Below are 21,324 nucleotides of genomic sequence, written 5' to 3'. Positions count from 1 at the left end.
GCAATAACTGTCTAGCAACCGGCAGCAACCTGCTGCATCCATCCCTGCAATGCTTCAGCCACAACCTGTTGTTGATCAACAGTCAACTCAGGAAACATTGGGAGCGACAAGACCTCGGCAGCCGCCAGCTCGGCCTGCGGGAAATCACCGACTCGATAACCCAAATCAGCAAACGCCTTTTGCAGGTGAACCGGGATTGGATAATGGATACCGGTACTTACCCCATGATCGTGAAGATAGGTTTGCAGCGCATCACGCTGCCGGTCGCGAATAGCATAGATATGATAGACATGACGACGATCAGGGAGTGCTACCGGAGTTTGTATCCCAAGTGGGGCCAGCATTGCATCGTAACGTGCCGCTGCCGCTCGCCGCAGCTCTGTCCAGTGTTCGATATACGCCATCTTCACCCGCAGGATGGCACCCTGAACACCTTCCATTCGATAGTTGAATCCTTTGAGATCGTGGTGGTAACGCCGCTCGGCTCCCCAATCACGGAGCATCCGCACAGTGCGGGCAATTTCAGGGTTATTGGTGGTCACTGCCCCACCTTCGCCATACGCCCCCAAATTCTTACCGGGATAGAAGCTAAAACAACCTGCATCACCAATACTCCCGACCCGGCGCCCTTTATACTCTGCACCGTGAGCCTGCGCTGCGTCTTCGATCACCACCAGATTGTGCTTGCGGGCAATTGCCATGATCGGATCCATATCGGCTGGCTGACCGTAGAGGTGCACCGGAATAATCGCTTTTGTGCGCGGAGTGATGGCCGCTTCAATGAGCGCCGGATTGACGGTAAACGTCACCGGATCGATATCGACAAACACTGGTCGCGCACCAGTGTAGTCTATCGCCGAAACGGTCGCGATAAAGGTGTGTGGTGTCGTAATGACCTCGTCTCCAGGACCAACACCACAGGCCAGCAAGGCCAGATGCAGCGCACTGGTACCGGAATTCACACCCAACGCATACTGAGACTGCGTGTAAGCAGCAAATAACTCTTCAAATGCGACGACCTCTTTTCCTAACACAAACTGAGTACTGGCCAGCGTATCCAGAACCGCTCGATCAATCTCTTCTTTGATCGAGAGATATTGGGCTTTCAAATCCACAAACGGGATCATACGGTTCTCCCTTCACCATCATGATTACACACCATCATACGCCCTCTGTATTACCAGCCCACCGCATCATTCCTTCAAGAGAGCGCAATCGGCTGTCCTCGTTGCGCCATCGATTGCGAAGCTGCTTCCAGAATGCGGACAACCCGCAAACCAGCATGACCATCGGATAGTGGACGGCGACCGGTTGTCACACATTCCACAAAATGCTCTGCTTCGATACGCAGGGCCTCGATGTTATCGAGTCGTGGTGCCCACATATCACCGGTGCGGTAGCCAACATGGCGTTGATACACCGCATCTTCGCTTTCACTGACAATGATGCCCTTGTCGTAGACCTTGACCTTCTCACTCATTTCAATATCGTCATAGACGATCATCTTCTCCGAACCACCGATGAGCGTTTGTCGTATTTTCACCGGTGCCATCCAGTTCACATGAAAATGGGCAATCAAGTTATGGGCGAAATAACAGGTCAGATACGCCATATTTTCCGGTTTTCCCGGCACGTGGGCCATACCGGTAGCAGCTACCATCGTCGGCATTGCCCCGACCAGATAATCCATGATCGACAGATCGTGTACTGCCAGGTCCCAGAGAACATTGACATCATTCTGGAAGAGACCCAGATTCACGCGCACCGAATCGTAGTAGTAGAGCGTGCCGAGCGTACCGTTATCGATCAATTCTTTAATCTTGCGCACCGCACTGGTGAAGATAAAGGTGTGATCAACCATCAGTGTCAATCCACGGCGCTCAGCCTCCTCTACCAATCGCTCGGCTTGAATGACAGTAGCAGTAAATGGTTTCTCAACCAACACGTGCTTACCGGCCTGCAAGGCCATCAGCGCTAATTCAAAATGTGAGGAAACCGGCGTGGCGATGGCCACCGCGTCGACAGCCGGATTACGCAATAGATCAGCGACATCAGCATAGGTTTGAATCGACGGGTATACCTGTTCGACCAGCGCCCGTCGTTCGGCACGCTGATCACACACCGCGGTAACCCGTGCTCCGGCGACCTGAGCAAAATTGCGGACGAGATTGGGTCCCCAGTAGCCATACCCGATGACGCCAATGCCAACCATGATGACACCTGCCTTTAGAGATTCAGCTTTGATATGAACAGCCTTCGGCTGCTTGCACCTGGAATGATAGTCTCACGAGATGATGAACTTGTGAATGAAGTAACAGTGGGTATGAGAGGTTCGTTATAATTACTGAGAAATCAAAAAAATGTTTGATCAGATTTTTAATTCCCAAAATTCATCATCGATATGTCAATCCCGTGATGAGTGCAAACCTGAGCTTCCGGTTCTACGCGGAAAGCACCCTGAGACACATCACGGAAGCTGTGTCATACATCCACGGCGAGTACGTGCTGGATTATACTGTTCACGTCCAGGGATGTGTAGTTCGTGTGGTTCGGAGTGTGTAAGTCATACTTTCGCAACAGTCGTGCTCCAGTGAGGTCGATTGCGGCATCGGTCGATCTGCTAATTACGGCTACGACATGCGATTCACGCATCATCTTCTGGCTGGTCAACGATTGATGAGCCGGATCAACTATTGCCCTGATCCAGTAGCCGCCCACATGACTCTGACAAGCACACACAGCACGTAGACCGGCTTCTGTCTTCCCGGCCAGTCACGCAAGGAACTTCAAGAGTTTAAAACAGGTTCTACTCAACACCATCCATCAACTCCTGAGCAGCAGCTAACAATTGAGTAATCCGCTGCGGTGGCACCTGTTTACTTTTGAGGTAGAGTTCTAAGGCTTTGAGTGGTGTTAGTCCTTCATCCAGAGCTTCGGCAACACCGGCGAAACGTTGCCGGGCCGGTCGCTCAACATTGAACACAATTGCTGCAATGACCGCAGCATCTGCTGCCCGCAGCCACTCGCGTACCTGTTCTTCGCGCAACAGAGCTGCCTGCTCGCGCGTCAGTTCAACCTCTACCCGCACCACGGCATCGCGCAGGTTATGGCGCTCGATGGCGGTTTGCAGTGCCTGCACCGGATCACTACTCCGTCGCAGATCACGTTCGATACTGACAAAGGGGCGCGCCGCTAACGGTACAAATCGCCAGTCTGCCTGCCCCGGTGCCAGTTCGACCAGAACACACCCCTTCGGTTCGTCACGTTCACCAAAATCAACCCGCTCGATACTGCCAGGGTACACCATTGGTGGCTGTCTGGTCAGCACCTGATGGCGATGGATATGACCAAGGGCAACGTAATCAATCCCCGGCTGCGCCAGAACTGAACTGGGAAGACTCAGATCATGACCGAGAATCATCGCACGCTCGGCGCCAAGTTGGGCGCCTTCGACGGTACCATGAAACGCCAGCACAGTGGGAAGCGTGGGATCACGTTGTGCAACCGAGCGTTCGATGAATTGTTCAAGCCGACGACGTATCTCATATTCGATGGTTGTAAACGACGCCCCAACCATCTCGTCGCGGGTTAACAACATCTGGCGCGTGACCCAGGGTACTGCAATCAGTTGGAGCGGCCCGCTGCGCGTCTCGATGCGATGCATTCGTGGTCGATCAGCCACCGTTACCCCTTCTAACGCCAGGGTAGCAAAGATCTCGACCGAATGCGCACGACCCTGCGCCGGTGAAATATCGTGGTTACCGGTTAGGATCACGACAGCGACCCCTGCGTCGCGTAGGCGGCGAATCCGGGTGGCAAATTCACGCTGCACGGTTGGATTCGGCGAGCGGTTTTTGTACACGTCACCGGCGATCAGACAAAGATCGATTTGATGATCGAGACCGATAGTAATCGCCTCATCAAGCCGGTCGAGATAATCTATCAATCGCGAATGCAATCCGCGTCGTGGGTCAAGAGCGCCGTAATTTTCAACCCCAAGATGAAGATCGGCCAGGTGCAACATGCGGATCATAGCCACCTCGTTCTGCCAGCGAAGCATCACCGCAGATTATAAACGGAGCTTATCTGCCCGAACTGCATCAGAGATAATTGTATCTGAAGGGCATTACCGTTACAGACGATTACCCTGACGAAGCATGTATGCCGTGACACCTTCGCTAAAACAACAACGGGCAACTGCAAGCAGTTGCCCGTTACATCTATGCGCGTTCCGGCTAAAACTGGCCGGCAAAATGACATGCCACCCAATGACCCTTACGCTTCTCTTCAAACACCGGCTCTTGCTCTTTACAAATGCTTTTCGCAATCCAGCAGCGTGGATGGAAGCGGCAACCACTGGGTGGATTGATCGGGCTTGGTACATCACCCTGCAACACGATCCGTTCGCGTTTGGCAAACGGATTGGGATTCGGGATCGCTGAAATGAGCGCTTTAGTGTAGGGATGCAGCGGTTCGCGGAACAACTCCTCACTGGTCGTCAATTCGACCATCTTGCCAAGATACATCACACCCACGCGATCCGAGATATGCTCGACCACGGCCAGATTGTGCGCGATGAAGAGATAGGTCAGGCCGAATTCGCGCTGAAGCGAACGCAAGAGATTGAGCACCTGCGACTGGATGGACACATCGAGTGCAGAGACCGGCTCGTCGCACACGATAAGCTTTGGCTCCATAATCAAAGCACGGGCAATGCCGATACGCTGCCGCTGCCCACCGGAAAATTCGTGCGGAAAGCGGCTCATGTGCGATGCACTCAGCCCAACCTTTGCCAGCACTTCACGCACCCGTTCCCGCCGTTCAGCGGGAGTGCCAATGCCGTGGATCACCAACCCTTCAGCGACGCTCTCACCAATCGTGATCCGCGGGTCGAGTGAGGCATACGGGTCTTGAAAGATGATCTGCATATCACGGCGCAGAGCCTTCATCGTTCGGCCACTGGCCCGCATCACATCCTGACCTTCAAAAATCACTTCTCCCGCAGTCGCACGTTCGAGGCGCAGCACAGTACGGCCAGTCGTGGTCTTACCGCAGCCGCTCTCACCGACCAGCCCCAGCGTCTCGCCGCGTTTGACGGTGAAGCTCACATCATCGACTGCCCGCACTTCAGCAATCGTCCGGCGTAGAAATCCCCCTTTGATGGGGAAATACTTTTTGAGGTTACGCACCTCTAGCAAGGTATCATTTGCCGGTTGTAGCACCGGAGAAGTCATGCTCATACTCCATATATCGCAAGTCAGGTAGCCGACCTTCGCGTGCTACCATACTCATTCATACAGCCAGCAGCGTACTCGTCGGTTAGCACCCAATTCCACCATTGGTGGCGGTTGATCACATTTATCAAATCGTTTGCTACAACGTGAAGCAAACCGACAACCCTTTGGTGGATTAATCAGGCTTGGCACCGTGCCGGGAATGACCTCCAGCTCTTCCCTGGTATCACCGAGCACCGGCATCGAATTGAGCAAACCTCTGGTGTACGGATGCTTCGGGTCACTAAAGAGTGATTGCACATCAGCGTACTCCACGACCTGACCGGCGTACATAACCACGACGCTGTCGGCCATTTCCGCAATGACACCCATATCGTGGGTGATCAGCATAATGGCCGTTTCGATCTTTTCACGCAGCTCACGCATAAGATCGAGAATCTGCGCCTGAATGGTAACATCAAGCGCAGTCGTGGGTTCATCGGCGATCAACAACTCAGGATTGCATGCCAGCGCCATCGCAATCATCACCCGCTGGCACTGACCACCCGACAGCTCGTGGGGATACTGACGCATTCGGCGCTGCGGATCGGGCAAACCAACCATCGATAGCAATTCAATACAGCGTTTGGCTGCCTCTTCACCCTTGAGACCCTGATGAATTTCCAGGGTCTCGATAATTTGATCGCCGATCCGAAACACCGGATTCAACGCCGTCGTCGGCTGCTGGAAGATCATCGCGATGCGATCACCACGAATTTTACGCATTGCTTCCGCATCAAGCGTCAGCAGATCGGTACCATCGAAAATAATCTTCCCTTCGACAATCCGACCAGGCGGGCTAACCAGACGCAAAATGGAGAGCGATGTCACACTCTTGCCAGAGCCTGACTCGCCGACAATCCCCAGCGTCTCGCCACGGCGTAGCGTAAAATCGACGCCATCAACGGCCTGGACAACGCCTTCTTCAGTAAAGAAATAGGTTTTCAAACCTTCCACACGTAGCAATTCGGTGCCACGGCGGGCGGTTGGGCGCTCTGCACCCGCTACAACACGAGACTCGGTTGCCACAGTTGCTCCGTATCTTTATTCCTCAAGCGTTTGCGCCGTGTTCCCTAGCCGCGTTGACGCGGATCGAGCGCATCACGCAACCCATCACCAATATAGTTGATTGCAATCGAAGCAATCAGAATTGGGAGTGCCGGAATCAGCGGCATCCACGGATATTGAAACATATAGCTCTGGGCATAGCCCAGCATATTGCCCCATGTTGGCGTCGGGTCTTGAATGCCAAAGCCCAGAAAACTGAGCGCTGACTCTGCCACCAGCGTACCGTTAACACCGAGGGTAAAGTCCACGATCATCGGTGGCAGGGCATTGGGGAAGACGTGGCGAAACAGGATACGCGCATTACTGGCGCCCAGAGCACGCGCCGACTCGATATAGACGTTCTCACGTACCGAGAGCACCATACCGCGCATCAAACGGGCTGTTCCCGTCCACCCAAAAAAGGCCAGCACCATAATCACGGCAATGATAATGCGGGCTTCCCGTTCTGAGACGGCAAACATAAAGGCCAGAAATGATGCCAGCCAGTCAGGGATTGGAATAGCATTGATATTCTGCACCAGAATTGAGGCCAGAATAAGCAGGAGCAGCAGCGTAGGGAATGTTGCCACAATTTCGAGAAAACGGCTGATGAGCGTATCAACCCAGCCACCGAAATAACCGGCCAGCATCCCCAACAAAATACCGATAGTCGAGGCAACAGCGGTAGCCAGGAAGGCCGTACCGAGCGACACCCGTGATGCGTAGAGCAGACGAGTGGCATAGTCGCGGCCCAGGTGGTCAGTGCCAAGAACGTGGACACCGCCATCAGCATCAACACCCATTGGTGTCAAGAAACGACCACCCAGATTAGGCTCATCGCGTGGATAGGGAGCAATTAACGGCGCTAGCGCCGACAACAGAAGTAACACTGTCAGGAGGCCGACACAAAACATCGCCAGACGGTGACGGCGGAAACGGCGAAAGACAATCGCCCATTGCCCCTCCGACCGTCGGGGTGCGGCCTCTTCAAGCGGCACGGCAGTCGTGCTGGTGGCCATCAAACCTCTCCTCGTGAAATGCTTGCATACGACCGGCGCCATTGTCGGTCGCCATATCATAATGATAACGCACTTTATGTCAGTCGAATACGCGGATCAACAACCGTGTATAGAATATCCGTGATCAGAATACCGATCAGCAACAGCACAACATTAATGATGAGCAGTGCCATTACCACATTATAGTCATTGCGACCGAGGGCATCAATAAACAGACGACCAATACCCGGCCAGTTAAACACGGTTTCGGTAATCAGAGCACCACTGAAGAGTGCAACCAGAATACCGGCCAGCAGGGTCACAAACGGAATCAATGAATTACGCAGCGCGTGCTTCAAAATCACAACCCGCTCAGCAACTCCTTTGGCACGTGCGGTACGCACATAGTCGAGGCTCAGCACCTCTAACATACTACCGCGTACAAAACGGCTCCAGCCGGCGATATTGATAAAGGTCAGCACACCACACGGCATCAGGAAGCGCAAAAATCGATCCAGGAAAGAACCGGCTTCCACCGTACCAAGCAGTGGCACCGTATAATCGCGCACACCAACCGCATCACCGGGTGGCAGATAGGGCAAGCCGGCATTCTTTGCCAGCACCGAGAAGAGCAAAATCGCAAAGATACCGAACACAAAACTCGGCAGTGAAGCACCGATAAAGGCAAGCGTCGTCATGATGTAGTCAAATCGAGAATACTGACGTACCGCCGAGTAGACACCAATAGGAACAGCGATCAATATTGAGAGCAGAATTGATGCCCCCATCAGGTAGAGGGTGTAGGGAAGACGGGTCATGATCAGGTCAGTTACCGGACGACCCCGCAACATCACCTGCGAAATACCAAAATCACCGAAGACAATGCCCCGACTCACCTTGCGACCTTCGAGATCGGCCATCGTCACCGGTACTTCACACCCTTCTTCAACTACCTCTACCCGGCCATCGGGATAGCGCAGACGCACCTGCCCTGGCACAGCACAACCCACCTGCCAATCGGCGCCCAGGCCACCGGGCAATGGCCCAGCCGGCCAGCCGATTAACCAGCGTGTGAAGCGAAATGGCAAATAGATATCTAATTCAAAACGCTCGCGCACACGGCGAATATCATCTTCTGAAATACGATTTTGACCGGCATTCTGGCGTTCAGCCAGCAACTGATCAATCGGCTCAGGCACCAGGTACAGCATGCCGTAGGCGCAGATTGCAGCTACTAATGCCACTAAAAACATTTGTAAAAAACGGCGGGCAAGATAACCTGCCATAGCTATGCTCCTCAGCAATGGGGAATGACCTATCGCGATTTACAGCGTGAGGTCAGCGCTACAAAGACAGAAGAGGCGGCGATGGGCGGGTTCGCCCATCGCCGTGCCGTTTACCGGCAAACTGAACCTGCTTACTTGGTGAAGAGGTTCATATCAATGTGCTCCCAGGTCGGGCTGGCAACCACGAAGGCCTGGATTTCACCGCGGTTACCGGCCTCGATCACGGTCTGCACCTCAGCGCCGGCACCCAGGGTCTCGCTGCCCAGCACGTCAACCTCACCGGTCAACAACTGAGCAACGGCCTGGTTGGTATCGGCAATGAACTTGATGATGACATTCTTAATCTTGACCTCACCCTTGTAGTAGTTCGGGTTGGCCTCGAAGGTCATGCTCTGGCCCTTGACCCACTCCTTGAGCACGTAGGGGCCATTGCTCAGCGGGCGCTCGATGATTTCGGGCAGGGTCTGCCACTCAGCCGCCGGAACATCGGCCAGCCGGCGACCATCGCTCAGCACCTGGTGCGACGGATAGGCACCCAGGCCAGCGCCGGCGAAGTAGGTCGGCCACTGCACACCGGGGTGGAAGGTGACGGTGTACTCGGTGTCACTGGTGAAATCGATCTTGGCAATCGAGTTGCAGTAGGTCAACGAAACTACACCCGACTCAGGATCACAGTTGATCTTATACGCCAGCTCGAAGTCAGCCTTCTTGAGCGGCTCGCCGTCTTCCCAGGTGATACCTGAGATCCACTTGTCGGTGACGGTCAGTTGCTTCATCGTGACCGTGCCGCCCTGATAGGTGATCGTCTCACCAGCAGCGTTCACGATCTCGACGCCAGGAGCCAGCGGCACTGCCTCACCATCGGTATTCCAGACGATGTCGCCCTCTTTTACCTCGATATCGACATTCGTCGCCCGGCCACTCTCGATGGTTGACAGGCCATCAAGCCCAACCGGCTGATAGTCGTAGTCATAAGTAGTGGCCGCCGGAACACCGAGCAGATTCACAGCCACCCGCTGCACTGCCGCGCTCTCGATCAGGCTCCACATGGTCTGCGGCTCCTGAGTGAAACCGAGCACCAGCGTATCGCCACCATCGGTCAGCTCCCACTCATCGGCGTTGGCCGTGTAGTACTCGGTGGGATTCGGCTTGAAGTTCAGCAGCCGGTTGCTGGCCGCATACGCCTCGAGGCGGTTGAAGAGCGGCAGGCTCACCATATCCTTGGTGAACTCTTCCTGAACGATGGCATACTGGCGGATGCGCTCAGCGCGGTCGAGCGTATTATTCGCCGCAATGATGGCCCGGCTGGCCCGCTCGTTACACCAGCCCATGTAGTTCTGACCTTCCCAGTTGTTGGAAGGCAGCGGAATCTGATTACAGGCGTAGAGGGTCTGGCCACCCGGATCGGCCTGACCAACCCAGGCAAAGGCACCCAGCTCGAAGTCGCGGCGGCTCAGACCAGTGCTGCTACCGAACCACCAGGAAGCCGGGGCGTAGGTCGGAATAATCTGGATACCACATGCCGCCATCTGGCGAATGAAGACTGCCGACCAGGTCTGGCGGAACTGAGCATTAGTGGTAGTGAAGCTCAGTGACAGTGGCTCGCCGTTGGCATTGCTGCGAATTGGCTCACCTGTCCAGCCGGCCTCTTCGAGCAGCGCCTTACCCTTTTCGGGATCAAACGGGTAAACGGTGATGTTCTCCTTTGCTGCCGCCCAGTGCGCCTTGGGCAGGAAGGTGTCCATGAGCAGGTTCTGCTGCTGCTCTGGGGTCAGGAACGGATAAACCGAAGCAATCAGCTCAGGACGGTTGGTGCAGTAAGCGATTGCCTGGCGTACCCGAACATCGCTCAGAATGGGGTGGGGTGTGGTGTACTGCTCAGCAGCAACCTCTTCCGTCACGACAACGGTCTCGACAACTGTCTCGCGTACCGGCTCAGCCGTCTGCACAACCACAACCGTTTCGCGAATCACCTGTGGTTGAGCTGCGCCACCGCCACAAGCTGCCAGAATCGGAATGATCATCGTCATTGCCATCAGAGCGGCAACGACTCGCTTGGTAAAACCAGCCATCTGTCTGTGTCCTCCTTAATACTTGAGGGCAACGAAACCAACGACTTCCAGCCCCTTACATATGCTCAAACAGTCGGGCCGCGCCATTGCGTTTGTTCTGCGCCGCATCACCCCCTTTCCAGTGCCCACACGCTGTCTGTCCGATTGCATTATCAACCACAAATAAGCTGTGGTTGAGACAATACAAACCCGTATTTGTGGACGAAATCGCATGAGGCGTGGTGCGACGGCGACTGTTTAAGAACTACGAGAGACTGTACATCGTTAGGCGGGATTATACCCGTTGTGATGGTTACTGTCAACCGAAAAATATCCCGATTCTTAGAAAATTAGTTCAGAAACGTTTGACTTGCGCGTCATTATCGAGCATGTTATGATCGATGGGCCGACAAAAACGTATTTGCGGAGAGTTATGGTTTCAGCAACTACCCACCCATTTATTCTGGCTTCAGCATCACCACGCCGACGTGAATTACTGGCCCGGCTTGGTGTTTCTTACCACCGTGTGGCCAGTCAGGCTGAAGAGCAGCCGCTGCCCCCACCAGCTGAGTTACTGAGTCATCTACCATCATTGCCCATCCCGTTACCGATAGAATCCCACCCGACGCTGGTTGCCTGGCGCAAGGCCAGTGATATTAGCTACCAACACCCCGATGCCATTGTTCTCGCTGCCGATACCGAGGTAGCTATTGATGGGATGGTCTTGGGAAAGCCGCGCGATGAAGCACACGCGCACGAGATGCTTCGCCGGTTGGTTGGGCGGGCACATACTGTGCTCACCGGGCTTTGTCTCGTGACGCCGCCTTCAGTTCATACCAGCGGTTTTCTCTATGATGGGAAACGAGTCCTCTTCGATCTTGTGGCCAGTCAGGTTCACATGCGACCATTAAGTGACGAGCAGATCGCTGCGTATGTTGCCCAGGGTGAGTCGCTGGATAAAGCCGGTGGCTACGGTTTGCAAAGTGGTGGTGGGGCACTGATTACCAGGATTGAAGGAAGTTACACCAATGTGGTAGGATTACCCTTGCCAGCAGTGGCCCGGCTCTTGCGCGCTGTCGGCATTGAACCACCCGTTGACCCGATGAAAGCATACGACGAATGGCTACGCAGTCAGGGAAAGGAACCGGCACCATGGCCAACCCAACCGTAAAGCTGTTGATCGTCGATGACCATCCACTCTTCCGGCAAGGAGTGCGGTGGGCATTATCGAATGAACCGGGCATTCAGATTGTTGGTGAAGCAGCCAATGGTGAAGAGGCATTGCGCTGGTTGGCCCAGGTCGATGCCGGTTCTGAGCCAAATGTGATGCTGGTTGATCTGAATTTGCCGGGAATGAGTGGGTTGGAGTTGACACGCCAGATTCGTCGGCAGTACACGAGTATCGCTGTGGTGATGCTGAGCATGCACGAGAATGATGAGGCAGCCTTTAATGCTTTGCGCGCCGGTGCTGCTGCCTATCGCTCGAAGGATATTAAACCCGCTGCCCTGGCCGATATTCTGCGACGAGTAGCCCACGGCGAGTATGTGATTAACGATGTCTTGCTGGAAGAGCCACGGGTGGCGAGTCGCATTCTGTCGCAATTTCGCAATTTGCCCGAAGTGCAGATGTTGGTCGGTGATCCGTCGATACAGGTCTTCACGCCACTCAGTGAGCGCGAGATCGAAGTGCTTGAACGGATCGCAGCCGGTAACAGCAATAAAGAGATTGCCGATGCCCTGGGGATTAGTACACAAACGGTGAAGAATCATATCTCCTCAATCCTGCGCAAGCTGTCGCTCAATGATCGTACTCAGGCGGTGATTTTTGCACTACGCCGCGGCTGGATCGAGACGCCGCAGCAGATTCAACCCGGTTCCGGCGAGGAAGATTGATGGTGTCAGGCCCGAAACCTGATACTCCTGAGTGAGTCGTCGCCCTCGCGAGTACGCTGGTTCAGTGCATCTGCGACCAGGTGCAGCGCCAGGACGACGAATAAGGTAGCAGATCACGCTTTTGCTTCTCACAGAGGAGATGTAAGACACGCCCCACCCCAAACCCCGGAATCACCGATGCAGAATGTCTCCGCTGTCGTGCGCCGACTCAGCTTACCCAACCCCGTTGGGAACGGGAGCGAACGCAGTCGGGGTCGGTACGGCGTGTGGTTCCAGATTATGGGCGAGCCAGAGGCTCGCGCTTCCAGGGGTATGCCCTATCTTATGCATAGAGGTATGGCACCAGGGAGATGAAGCGTGTTGTGCCAATTCCTGCTCAACGTTCAGGCATGCCACCGGCGCGAGAAGGGGCGACACATGCGTCGCCCCTTCTGTCAGGTGTGCTAGCAGGCGTGAATGTGTACGGCTGATCCTATCCCGACGAGCCATTGACTTTCTGCAAAAAACGTGCAACCAGGCCGGGGAGACTCGCCAGGGTGCCGGTACGTACTCGCGTAGGTGGCAGTGAGTCGAGGAATTGCTGGCCGTATTTTTTGGTCAGTAACCGGCGATCAAGCACGACAACAATGCCTCTATCCTCACGTGAACGGATCAGGCGCCCAAACCCTTGTTTGAAGCGTAGAATGCTCTGCGGGACGCTGTATTCGTTGAACGGGTCGGTAAACAGTTCGCTCCGTGCGGCTACAATCGGATCGGTCGGTACCGCAAACGGCAATTTGGTAATGACCAATACCGACAGAGCATCACCGACGACATCAACCCCTTCCCAGAAGCTGTTGGTGCCGAGCAACACCGAACGCGGAAATTCTTTCAGGCGATCAACCAGTGCTTTGCGCGAACCATCAATACCCTGTGCCATGACGCCAATACCGTGATCTTCCAGAACTTCTTGAATGGCTGTATAGGTCTGACGTAAGGCATTTGAGGCGGTGAAGAGCGCGAGCATGCGTCCACCCGACGCAATTGCCAGATCGATGATTGCCTGCTCGATCATTGGCTGATAGCCACGCTGATTCGGTTCGGGAATGTCGTTGGGGATGTAGACCAATGCCTGCTGGGCGTAGTCAAACGGCGAATCGAGCATGAGTTCCTGACAATCTTCCAGCCCGATCCGACTCTTCACAAAATCGAAGGTGCCGGCAATGCTCAATGTCGCCGACGCGAGGATACTGGTCTGTTTTTGTGCAAAGAGCTGGCTCTGCAAAATCTCGGCAACACTAAGCGGTGCTGCGGTAAGGGTTAGCACATCCCGCTGGCGATCATAGGTCAGCCAGCAAATACTGTCATCATCACCAAAGATCACATGTCCGCTACGCACCCGCGCATCGGTTGCGAAACGACGCAACACCTCTGTCCGCAACAACAAATCGTCAAGACCACCCGCCGCTTCTTCCAGCTCACGGAGCTGCACTTCGATACCTGCTAATTCATTGCCGATTAAGGCCAGAATATCATTCAAGTTCTGCCAGGCCAGTTCAATCTCCTGCCATTCTGGACGCTGGCGTACTCCTTTGGTCAGACGCAGGCGGGTATCATACTGACCTCCAGATTCGGGATCGAGCTGTACAAAGCGGGTGAGTAGATTGAAGCACTCATACACTGCCGTGCGGGCCCGAATCAAAGACGGACGCATCCGCTCAATCGCAGCCGTAATTCGTTCACCGGCGGCACCACCACCACCAATCTCGCTGAGCACTGCCGGCAATTCACTGAGCAGACCACTCACGACCTGCGCACCACCGGTCTGGAACAGATCATCGAGAAACTTGAGTAAGCTGGCCTGGTCGAGATTGAAGCTGAGCTGATCGGTTGCAACGTCTTCGAGGTTGTGCGCTTCATCAATGACAAGATGATCGTAGGGTGGTAAGACCTGGGACGCCGCAGCCAGATCAGCGATCAGCAAGGCATGATTGACCACGACCAGATGTGCCGACTCGGCTGCACGACGGGCGCGGAAGAAGTAGCATTCGCGGAAATGTGGACAGCGCGCACCTGTGCAGGTCTCAACCGAGACATTCACTCGATTCCAGGCCGATTGCTCGCGATCAACCAGCGGCAGTTCGGTACGGTCGCCGCTAGTTGTGGTTGGCAACCAGAGTTGAATCTTCAACAACGCCCGCACTTCCTCGGTGGTCAGGTTCTCAAGCCGACGTAGCTCGTGGTAGCGTTTAAGACAGAGATAATTGCTGCGACCTTTCAAAAGTGCGGCGCGAAACGTAGGCAGGCCGGCTGTGGCAAAGATACGCTGTAAATCGGGAATATCCTTATTGTAGAGCTGATCTTGCAGATTGATGGTATTGGTCGAAATCACCACCCGCTCGCCGCGTTGTGCTGCATACAGCGTGGCCGGTACCAGATAGGCCATACTCTTGCCGGTACCGGTGCCGGCTTCGACAATTAACGGCTCACTGTGATTGAAGGCCGTGGCAACTGCACGGGCCATCTCGATCTGCGGCGGACGTGGTTCGTAGCCGGGAAACGCTCGGCCAAACACGCCTTCCGGGCTGAAAAGATCAGCAATCTGGTCAAGATCAAGAGGCCGGGTATCGCCGGTAGGGCGTAGAGGGGGTAACTCAGGACTACCAGTATCAGGTGCAGACGAGAACAGTGTTGGCTCGGCGCTGATTGTACCAGTTGACTGCTGCGCGAGAATTGGATCGCGAAAAGCATTGCGCGCCTTCTGCCGCAGCGCCTCTTCAAACAGATCGCGTAGCGGTGTGCCGATTTTGCCCATCAAGCGAACCATTTCGCTCAACGTCGCCAGGTCAAGTTGCAGCATCCGCTCGCTCAGCATCGCAAACAGTCGTGCCGTCACTTCCGCATCATTGAGCGCACGATGGGCATCAGGATGGGGAATACCAAGGTGAGCAGCCAGTGCCGAGAGTTTGTAGCTGCTGACCTGGGGCAAAAGGAGCGTAGCCAGTTCAAAAGTATCGTAGACGGGCTGATTAAACTGCATCCCCTGGGCACGCAACATCGTCAGATCGAAGCCTATCGAGTGCCCGACAATTGGCCGGTTCCCGATAAAGCGGGCCAGATCAGCACCGATCTCATTAAAACGGGGAGCCTGTGCCAGCGCCGCCGGATCGATCCCGGTCAGACGGGTAATCTTGAGCGGTACTGCCTGCCGGGGACGTACCAGTTGCTCGAAACGGTCGAGAATCTCGTGCCCGCGGAAGGTTACGGCAGCGACTTCAATAATTTCATCGAGGCCACTCTGTAACCCGGTGGTCTCGACATCAATAGCAACGTAAATACGATTATTCATGCTCTCTTTGCCGGCGAGTTACAGCATCTTTCTGCTTCTGATCCAGCCTGATGACTCACCATACGGCTATGGAGATGCCGTCGTCAGGTCAATCGTTATCTGGCCCATTCCACCCGCTTAGCGGTGTCATAGATCGTTGCCAATCGGCACGAGACAATTGTACCACGCTGTTGCGTAAGCTTCGCTACCAGACAACACTCTGGCAGTGATATATACTCATCAGGTTGGCAGAGCCATGCCAGCGCGCTGCTCATCGGTTGTCGCAGACGCACTGACCGGTTCAGGGCCGTCGCACACACGTGTAGTACCAGGGTGGCAGGAGGTGTGCGAGAGGCACCGGTGCCGGATGCTTCCCGCTGTCGCGAGTCGGTGCAGGTGGGAAGCGTGCCGGAGGCGTGCGCTCCCAGGCATGCGACCCGCCCCCACCCTTGCTCGCCCCCGCTGAGGCCGGGCATCACCGATGCCGGATGGCCCCTGAGCGCGCCGGAGGCGTGCGCTCCCAGATATGTGACCTACCCCCACTCTCACCCACCCCCAACGCGCTATGCATTACTCATAAGTCGGATACTGCACAACTCGGGTGCGGGAGCAGGTCAGGGGTGGAGGCCGGCGAGTCGGCGGGTTACAACCCTGCCTCAATTCGTGGAAGCCACTGCGGGGCTGGCCTGCTGACGGGGAGCAGGTGCCAGGCGCTCACATGGATAGCCCCAGCGGGACTGCCACGTCGTGAGGGAGTGCGTCAGCCCGCTCGACCAAATTGGTGGGTTGGGTGAGACGGAGGATGGGACAGGCATCCACCCTGCGCACCAGCGGCCATGGCGAGCACCTGACGAGGTGGTGGGAATGCCTGCAACGCAGGTTGGCAGCCCGCGTCACGGGAGTCCTGCACCACAGGAACGGTCTCGCTGTCGTACTTATACCACCGCAGGATACTGAAGAGCGCCTGACCACATGGTGTACGTGACTCACGATACGCCGTGTCCCGCACAAGGTGCTATGAGGGGTCATACCGACTGCTGGGTGACATGTGGGTAATGCATAGCAGCAGGGGGAGGTTGGGAGGGGGCGGGGGTGAGGTGGACGGGAGCCGTATGGAGTAGGCCCGTCGCCGCTTTCCCGCTTCTCGCCGCAGGTGGGAGAGGAGCGGAGCTGAGGGTGAGGTGAGGGGGTGCGAGCATCCGCTCTTCGCGACTTACACCATATTCGATATAACGTCTGGACTACGCGAGGCACAAACAGCAGCGCGGCAGCGCCGGCTGCCGCGCGCTAATGCTCAGACAGTGAGCCAATCAGCTTCCCGGTGGAAATATCGAACGTGACGGCGAAGGTAGTGATTGTGGGTGGGGGGTGTCGTGTCCCGACGGCAGATGATCATTCCCGTTAATCGACAGTGTCGGTGGTTCGGGTCGTGGTGGTACCGGATCGGGTTTCGGTGTCGTTGCTGCTTTGCGGGTTGGCGCCATCGGATCGGGTTGCTTGAGAAAGTCGAGCAGAATGTTGTGAAACTGCTCCGCTTCATCAACAAACGGAAAATGACGGCTCCGTTCCATCCGAACGACCTGCGCCATCGGGACATGGACGAAGAGCTGAAGCTGGTTGGGATTTACAATCTCATCGCGAGCACCGTGGACAACCAGCGCCGGAACCTGCAACCGATCCAGCAGAGGGGTGAGATCGGTTCGCCACATCGAGTGGATCGCCGACCGAATCGTGTCGGCAGTTGATTTGGTGCTATCTTCAAATACTTCGTCAACTTCGGGATCGAGAGAGTCGCCGAAGAAAAACCGGAACAGTGATCGACGCAGCCAGGGCCGGCGGGCGAAAAATTCGGCGAAGAAGGGACGATCCACGAGTTTTAGCATCCACGAGAGCGAGTTGCCATTAATGGGTGCACCTACCGTAGCGACTCGTACTACCCGTCCAGGATGGTCGAGTGCCGTTTTCAACGCAACCATGCCACCCATTGAATGCCCAACCAGCGCTGCCCGGTCAATCCCCATGGCGTCGAGAAAGCGGATAACCTGGTTGGAATAGCCCTGGATCGTGGGCATTTCGTTCGTGCGCGACTCACCAAACCCCCAAAAATCGAAGGAGTAGGTGCGGAAGTGCTGGGCAACGATCTCCATCGAGGTATACCAGTAGCGCCAGCTTCCTAACCAGCCGTGGAGGAAGACGACCGGCTTGCCGCGACCAAACACTTCGTAGTGAACCCGTTGGTTGTCGATAACGATGATGCTCATGCTGGCCTCGCCGTTGAGGAAGTGCCGACCGCACGGGCGCGCAGTTGAGCCACGCTGGATTCGCGCTCGTGAAGAGATCGGCGTAACCGCCACTGTAGTGTTGCAATATCTTCAGAAATGCTGCGCAGATGGGCCATCTCTTGTTCAAGTTCTTCCAGTAAAGTACGCGCTTGCAGGCCAACCGACACGTTTGTCCGCTCGACGGATAAGGCTGCCATGCGCTCCTGAATAGCAGCAAGCAGGCTGAGCAGGTTGGCCCAAGACTCGTTGTCGTATACGTCTTGCTGACGTTGCTGCTGCCCACGCGACTCGATCCAGCGTTGTATCTGCTGTTGGAGAGCGGTGATCCGTTCTTCCAACTGCCGGATCGCCTGTACATCAATATCGGCGGCTAATCGCTGTTGTGGCGATGTCGTCAGTTGCGTGAGCTGCTGTTGCAGGCTGGTGATCGCCGAGCTGAGCTGGGACTGACGCTGCGTAACCGCTTCTTGTTCGTTGAGCATGTCGAGTAGCATTGTGCGTAGCTGTTCAGCCTCTCTGGCACTGCGTCCGGCCTGTTGCTGCAAAAGGTGCGGCACATACCAGAGCAGGATGAAGAGAAGAGTAATGATGGCGATGCCAAGGGCGACAAAGAGTGCAGTCATAGCAATCCTCCTGATCTCTACCCATAGTATATCGACAAGATAGAACCAGGGGCCAGATCAGTGGATGACATATCGATTACGTGCCCAAACGATCCTGTCGTGACCGGCCAGATCACGTTCTATACCGGTTTCTGCCATCGGCAACGCCTGACGTAGTAAGTGTACCACAGATGCAGCCTGGGTTGAACCGATTTCCAGCAAGATCGCCCCGTTGGGTTTGAGATAGGTCGGAGCAGCAGCGATCAGGCGTCGGTAGCAGTCGAGGCCATCGCTGCCGCCATCGAGGGCAAGGTGTGGTTCGTGACGATAGACGCCCTCGTCAATTTCAGTCAGGATCGTGTATGGTGGGTTGCTGACCAGAATATCGACCGGGGCGGGGAGTGGCGTGCAGAGATCACCTTCAAGCAGCCTGATCCGGTCGTCGAGTCGATAGCGGGTAACGTTGATGGCGGCTACTGCCAGCGCATCAGGACTGATGTCAACGCCGTAGATCAGGGCGTGCGGCAGGTGCATAGCCAGTGCAATTGCAATAGCACCGCTACCGGTGCCGATGTCGGCAATGATCAGTGGGGTGTGGTTGAAGCGTTGCGCTTCCTTGAGAGTCAGTTCGACCAGCAACTCGGTTTCCGGGCGCGGGATGAGCACGCGACGGTCAACGAACAGATCAAGGCCAAAGAACTCGCGATGGCCGATGAGGTACGCAACCGGCTCACGGTTGGCCCGACGTTCGATCAAGGCGTTGAAGGCCATCTCTTGCTCTGGCGTCAGGACATGATCCCGTTCAGCAACTACTTTTGCCCGCGACCAGCCGAGAATGTGAGCAAGCAGGAGTTCGGCGTCAAGCCGGGCGGTCGGCGAGATGGTTCGCAATTGGGTGATTGCGTGCTGAATGGCTTGTTGGATCGTCATAAGGTTGTTGTAGGTTAGAACTTACCTCAGAAAGCTGTGCTGTCGTGCTACCCAACCATCGTACTGGCGCATGAACGCATGCCAGGCACCAACGACAGTATACCTTGCTCCCGGCCCGCCGGTATGGAAACGAGGAGGCTGACGACCATCTCTAGGGCCATCAACTCGCTGAATTGGTTGCCTTGCCCGCTCGTCATGCGTGTATCGCGACGTTTGGCGTGCAGCATCAGGGCTACCGCACACCACACCACGCGCCACGGGCAATCTGCTCCAAAACGTGATTCCTCAGCGTGGAGATGTAGGGGCGGGTTTGGAACCCGCCCCTACCAAACCCGCCCCTACCAAACCCGCCCCTACCAAACCCGCCCCTACTAAACCCGCCCCTACCAAACCCGCCCCTACACGCCCATTCCCTATCATACAGGAGATACCCCCGGATCGTCGCGCATGGGACGACTGGTCACGGTACTGCATACCCGGTGACGGGCAGTGATGCCCATCTCACTCAAGATGCGCTATCACACCAGATTTGACATAAAGCATCACGGAGAGATGCAAAAGGGACGAATCATACGTCGCCCCTCTTGTGGAATCCCTTTTTGTGAAATGTACGATCCTCGTCGATCACATCCCCACAATGCCCATCCCACCACGTCCGGCGCGTCGAATCCGCTCGATGGTTGACCAGCGTGGGGGTACCGGTACACGGGTAGGTTGCATTCCCTGAGCGATGAGCCGCATCGAGTCGCGCCAGCGCGTCGGCAGGGTTACGGGCTGCTCACCCGGCTGGGCAGCCTCTTCCGTCAGGATGACCATGATCGCTGCCACTGCGGCTGCGGCCTCTTCCGCGGTTGGCGTGCCGGTGGTTGTGATCTGCATCGACATGCTCCTTCATCGTCTGAGGTTCGCTTAACGTGTCAATAAACGTTGTACCATTGCGCGCTGGGCTGCCAGTTCGCGCTCTGCCGGTAGCGGCGGTAAGACGTATTGGGAGCCGTACCGTCGGCGGAGGGCCAGCTCAATCAGGTGATCGGTCAGTTGGGGGTTTTTGGGCAACAGCGCGCCATGGAGGTAACAACCAAAGGTATTGCGATAGATCACCCCCCCTTTGCGATCCTGGCCATTGTCGCCGTAGCCGACCAGTACTCTGCCCAATGACTTGACGCCGGGGCCATGAAAGGTGCGGCCACTGTGGTTCTCAAAGCCAACCAACTGCCACGGCTCTGCCCCTAAATGCACTTCGATCACAATGTTGCCGATCATCCGCTGTTTGCCGGCTATGGTATGGACATCCAGCACACCCAGACCGGGTAGACGTTCACCGGTATGGGTCAAAAAGTAGTGACCGAGCAACTGATAGCCACCACAGATCGCCAGCACCACCAGGTCAGCTTCGATAGCTGCCCGCAACCCTGGCCCCTGCCGTTCAATCAGATCGCCTGTAATCAAAGCCTGCCCGCTATCCTGTCCGCCACCGAAGAAGGCCAGATCGACGGTTTGCCAGTCAATCGTGTCGCCGGGATTGACCGGAACAATTTCCAGCGCAATACCACGCCGCTGGCAACGCTGGCGCAACGCGATCACGTTGCCACGGTCGCCATACACATTCATATGTTCCGGGTAGAGATGGGCCAAACGCAGGGTTAGGTTCATAC

16 protein-coding genes are annotated in these 21,324 nt (G+C 55.8%); 2 read left to right on the top strand and 14 right to left on the bottom strand.

The features are described 5' to 3' along the window. Positions 1–11: 11 nt before the first annotated feature. From CAUR_RS08555 to CAUR_RS08520, 8 genes are all read right to left on the bottom strand, one after another. Positions 12–1,127, bottom strand: coding sequence for a DegT/DnrJ/EryC1/StrS family aminotransferase (locus CAUR_RS08555; protein WP_012257503.1), 1,116 nt, complete (start codon positions 1,125–1,127; stop codon positions 12–14). 74 nt (positions 1,128–1,201) lie between these two features. Beyond that, entirely contained in the window at positions 1,202–2,212 is a 1,011-nt protein-coding gene (locus tag CAUR_RS08550; protein ID WP_012257502.1) for a Gfo/Idh/MocA family protein, read from the bottom strand. Between the two features lie 594 nt (positions 2,213–2,806). Then, a complete protein-coding gene (locus tag CAUR_RS08545; protein WP_015909096.1) occupies positions 2,807–4,033 on the bottom strand; it encodes a metallophosphoesterase family protein in 1,227 nt (408 codons plus the stop codon). Between the two features lie 202 nt (positions 4,034–4,235). Continuing rightward, on the bottom strand, positions 4,236–5,234 hold the full coding sequence (locus tag CAUR_RS08540) for an ABC transporter ATP-binding protein (protein WP_012257500.1): 999 nt from the start codon (positions 5,232–5,234) through the stop codon (positions 4,236–4,238). 54 nt (positions 5,235–5,288) lie between these two features. Next, positions 5,289–6,302: an ABC transporter ATP-binding protein gene (locus CAUR_RS08535; protein ID WP_012257499.1), complete on the bottom strand. Its 1,014-nt coding sequence runs from the start codon at positions 6,300–6,302 to the stop codon at positions 5,289–5,291. A 44-nt stretch (positions 6,303–6,346) separates the two neighbouring features. Further along, a complete protein-coding gene (locus tag CAUR_RS08530; RefSeq protein WP_012257498.1) occupies positions 6,347–7,339 on the bottom strand; it encodes an ABC transporter permease in 993 nt (330 codons plus the stop codon). A gap of 74 nt (positions 7,340–7,413) precedes the next feature. Further along, positions 7,414–8,604, bottom strand: a complete 1,191-nt coding sequence (locus tag CAUR_RS08525; RefSeq protein ID WP_012257497.1) for an ABC transporter permease — start codon at positions 8,602–8,604, stop codon at positions 7,414–7,416. Positions 8,605–8,735: 131 nt separating this feature from the next. After that, positions 8,736–10,676: an ABC transporter substrate-binding protein gene (locus CAUR_RS08520; RefSeq protein ID WP_012257496.1), complete on the bottom strand. Its 1,941-nt coding sequence runs from the start codon at positions 10,674–10,676 to the stop codon at positions 8,736–8,738. 412 nt (positions 10,677–11,088) lie between these two features. Between CAUR_RS08520 and CAUR_RS08515 the strand changes: the two genes are divergently transcribed. Together CAUR_RS08515 and CAUR_RS08510 are read left to right on the top strand one after the other, a co-directional pair. Further along, positions 11,089–11,826 (top strand): Maf family protein, encoded by a 738-nt coding sequence (locus tag CAUR_RS08515; RefSeq protein ID WP_012257495.1) that lies wholly within the window; start codon positions 11,089–11,091, stop codon positions 11,824–11,826. Beyond that, positions 11,808–12,548, top strand: coding sequence for a response regulator (locus CAUR_RS08510; RefSeq protein ID WP_012257494.1), 741 nt, complete (start codon positions 11,808–11,810; stop codon positions 12,546–12,548). Before CAUR_RS08515 ends, CAUR_RS08510 begins: the two co-directional genes overlap by 19 nt. 472 nt (positions 12,549–13,020) lie before the next feature. Here the strand turns inward: CAUR_RS08510 and CAUR_RS08505 are convergent, their stop codons facing one another. From CAUR_RS08505 to CAUR_RS08480, 6 genes are all read right to left on the bottom strand, one after another. Then, entirely contained in the window at positions 13,021–15,876 is a 2,856-nt protein-coding gene (locus CAUR_RS08505; protein WP_012257493.1) for a helicase C-terminal domain-containing protein, read from the bottom strand. Between the two features lie 1,289 nt (positions 15,877–17,165). Beyond that, complete coding sequence (locus CAUR_RS08500) at positions 17,166–18,116, bottom strand: alpha/beta fold hydrolase (RefSeq protein ID WP_012257492.1); 951 nt, start codon at positions 18,114–18,116, stop codon at positions 17,166–17,168. Continuing rightward, on the bottom strand, positions 18,113–18,760 hold the full coding sequence (locus CAUR_RS08495) for a hypothetical protein (protein ID WP_012257491.1): 648 nt from the start codon (positions 18,758–18,760) through the stop codon (positions 18,113–18,115). Before CAUR_RS08495 ends, CAUR_RS08500 begins: the two co-directional genes overlap by 4 nt. Before the next feature lie 57 nt (positions 18,761–18,817). Further along, positions 18,818–19,669 (bottom strand): peptide chain release factor N(5)-glutamine methyltransferase, encoded by an 852-nt coding sequence (gene prmC, locus CAUR_RS08490; protein WP_012257490.1) that lies wholly within the window; start codon positions 19,667–19,669, stop codon positions 18,818–18,820. 624 nt (positions 19,670–20,293) lie between these two features. Beyond that, positions 20,294–20,548, bottom strand: a complete 255-nt coding sequence (locus CAUR_RS08485) for a hypothetical protein (RefSeq protein ID WP_015909093.1) — start codon at positions 20,546–20,548, stop codon at positions 20,294–20,296. A gap of 30 nt (positions 20,549–20,578) precedes the next feature. Beyond that, positions 20,579–21,322 (bottom strand): type 1 glutamine amidotransferase, encoded by a 744-nt coding sequence (locus tag CAUR_RS08480; RefSeq protein ID WP_012257489.1) that lies wholly within the window; start codon positions 21,320–21,322, stop codon positions 20,579–20,581. Positions 21,323–21,324: the final 2 nt, after the last annotated feature.

This window comes from Chloroflexus aurantiacus J-10-fl (genome assembly GCF_000018865.1).
GTDB lineage: Bacteria > Chloroflexota > Chloroflexia > Chloroflexales > Chloroflexaceae > Chloroflexus > Chloroflexus aurantiacus.
The sequence above is the reverse complement of the archived record's forward strand: the minus strand, read 5'-3'. Positions and strand labels throughout refer to the sequence as shown.

Excerpts from the sequence above, each read along its gene's own strand:
- CAUR_RS08495 (WP_012257491.1), bottom strand. The coding sequence starts at position 18,760 with ATGACTGCACTCTTTGTCGCCCTTGGCATCGCCATCATTACTCTTCTC.
- CAUR_RS08510 (WP_012257494.1), top strand. The coding sequence starts at position 11,808 with ATGGCCAACCCAACCGTAAAGCTGTTGATCGTCGATGACCATCCACTC.
- CAUR_RS08500 (WP_012257492.1), bottom strand. The coding sequence starts at position 18,116 with ATGAGCATCATCGTTATCGACAACCAACGGGTTCACTACGAAGTGTTT.
- CAUR_RS08545 (WP_015909096.1), bottom strand. The coding sequence starts at position 4,033 with ATGATCCGCATGTTGCACCTGGCCGATCTTCATCTTGGGGTTGAAAAT.
- CAUR_RS08540 (WP_012257500.1), bottom strand. The coding sequence starts at position 5,234 with ATGACTTCTCCGGTGCTACAACCGGCAAATGATACCTTGCTAGAGGTG.
- CAUR_RS08530 (WP_012257498.1), bottom strand. The coding sequence starts at position 7,339 with ATGGCCACCAGCACGACTGCCGTGCCGCTTGAAGAGGCCGCACCCCGA.
- prmC (WP_012257490.1), bottom strand. The coding sequence starts at position 19,669 with ATGACGATCCAACAAGCCATTCAGCACGCAATCACCCAATTGCGAACC.
- CAUR_RS08515 (WP_012257495.1), top strand. The coding sequence starts at position 11,089 with ATGGTTTCAGCAACTACCCACCCATTTATTCTGGCTTCAGCATCACCA.
- CAUR_RS08520 (WP_012257496.1), bottom strand. The coding sequence starts at position 10,676 with ATGGCTGGTTTTACCAAGCGAGTCGTTGCCGCTCTGATGGCAATGACG.
- CAUR_RS08550 (WP_012257502.1), bottom strand. The coding sequence starts at position 2,212 with ATGGTTGGCATTGGCGTCATCGGGTATGGCTACTGGGGACCCAATCTC.
- CAUR_RS08525 (WP_012257497.1), bottom strand. The coding sequence starts at position 8,604 with ATGGCAGGTTATCTTGCCCGCCGTTTTTTACAAATGTTTTTAGTGGCA.
- CAUR_RS08485 (WP_015909093.1), bottom strand. The coding sequence starts at position 20,548 with ATGCAGATCACAACCACCGGCACGCCAACCGCGGAAGAGGCCGCAGCC.
- CAUR_RS08480 (WP_012257489.1), bottom strand. The coding sequence starts at position 21,322 with ATGAACCTAACCCTGCGTTTGGCCCATCTCTACCCGGAACATATGAAT.
- CAUR_RS08555 (WP_012257503.1), bottom strand. The coding sequence starts at position 1,127 with ATGATCCCGTTTGTGGATTTGAAAGCCCAATATCTCTCGATCAAAGAA.
- CAUR_RS08505 (WP_012257493.1), bottom strand. The coding sequence starts at position 15,876 with ATGAATAATCGTATTTACGTTGCTATTGATGTCGAGACCACCGGGTTA.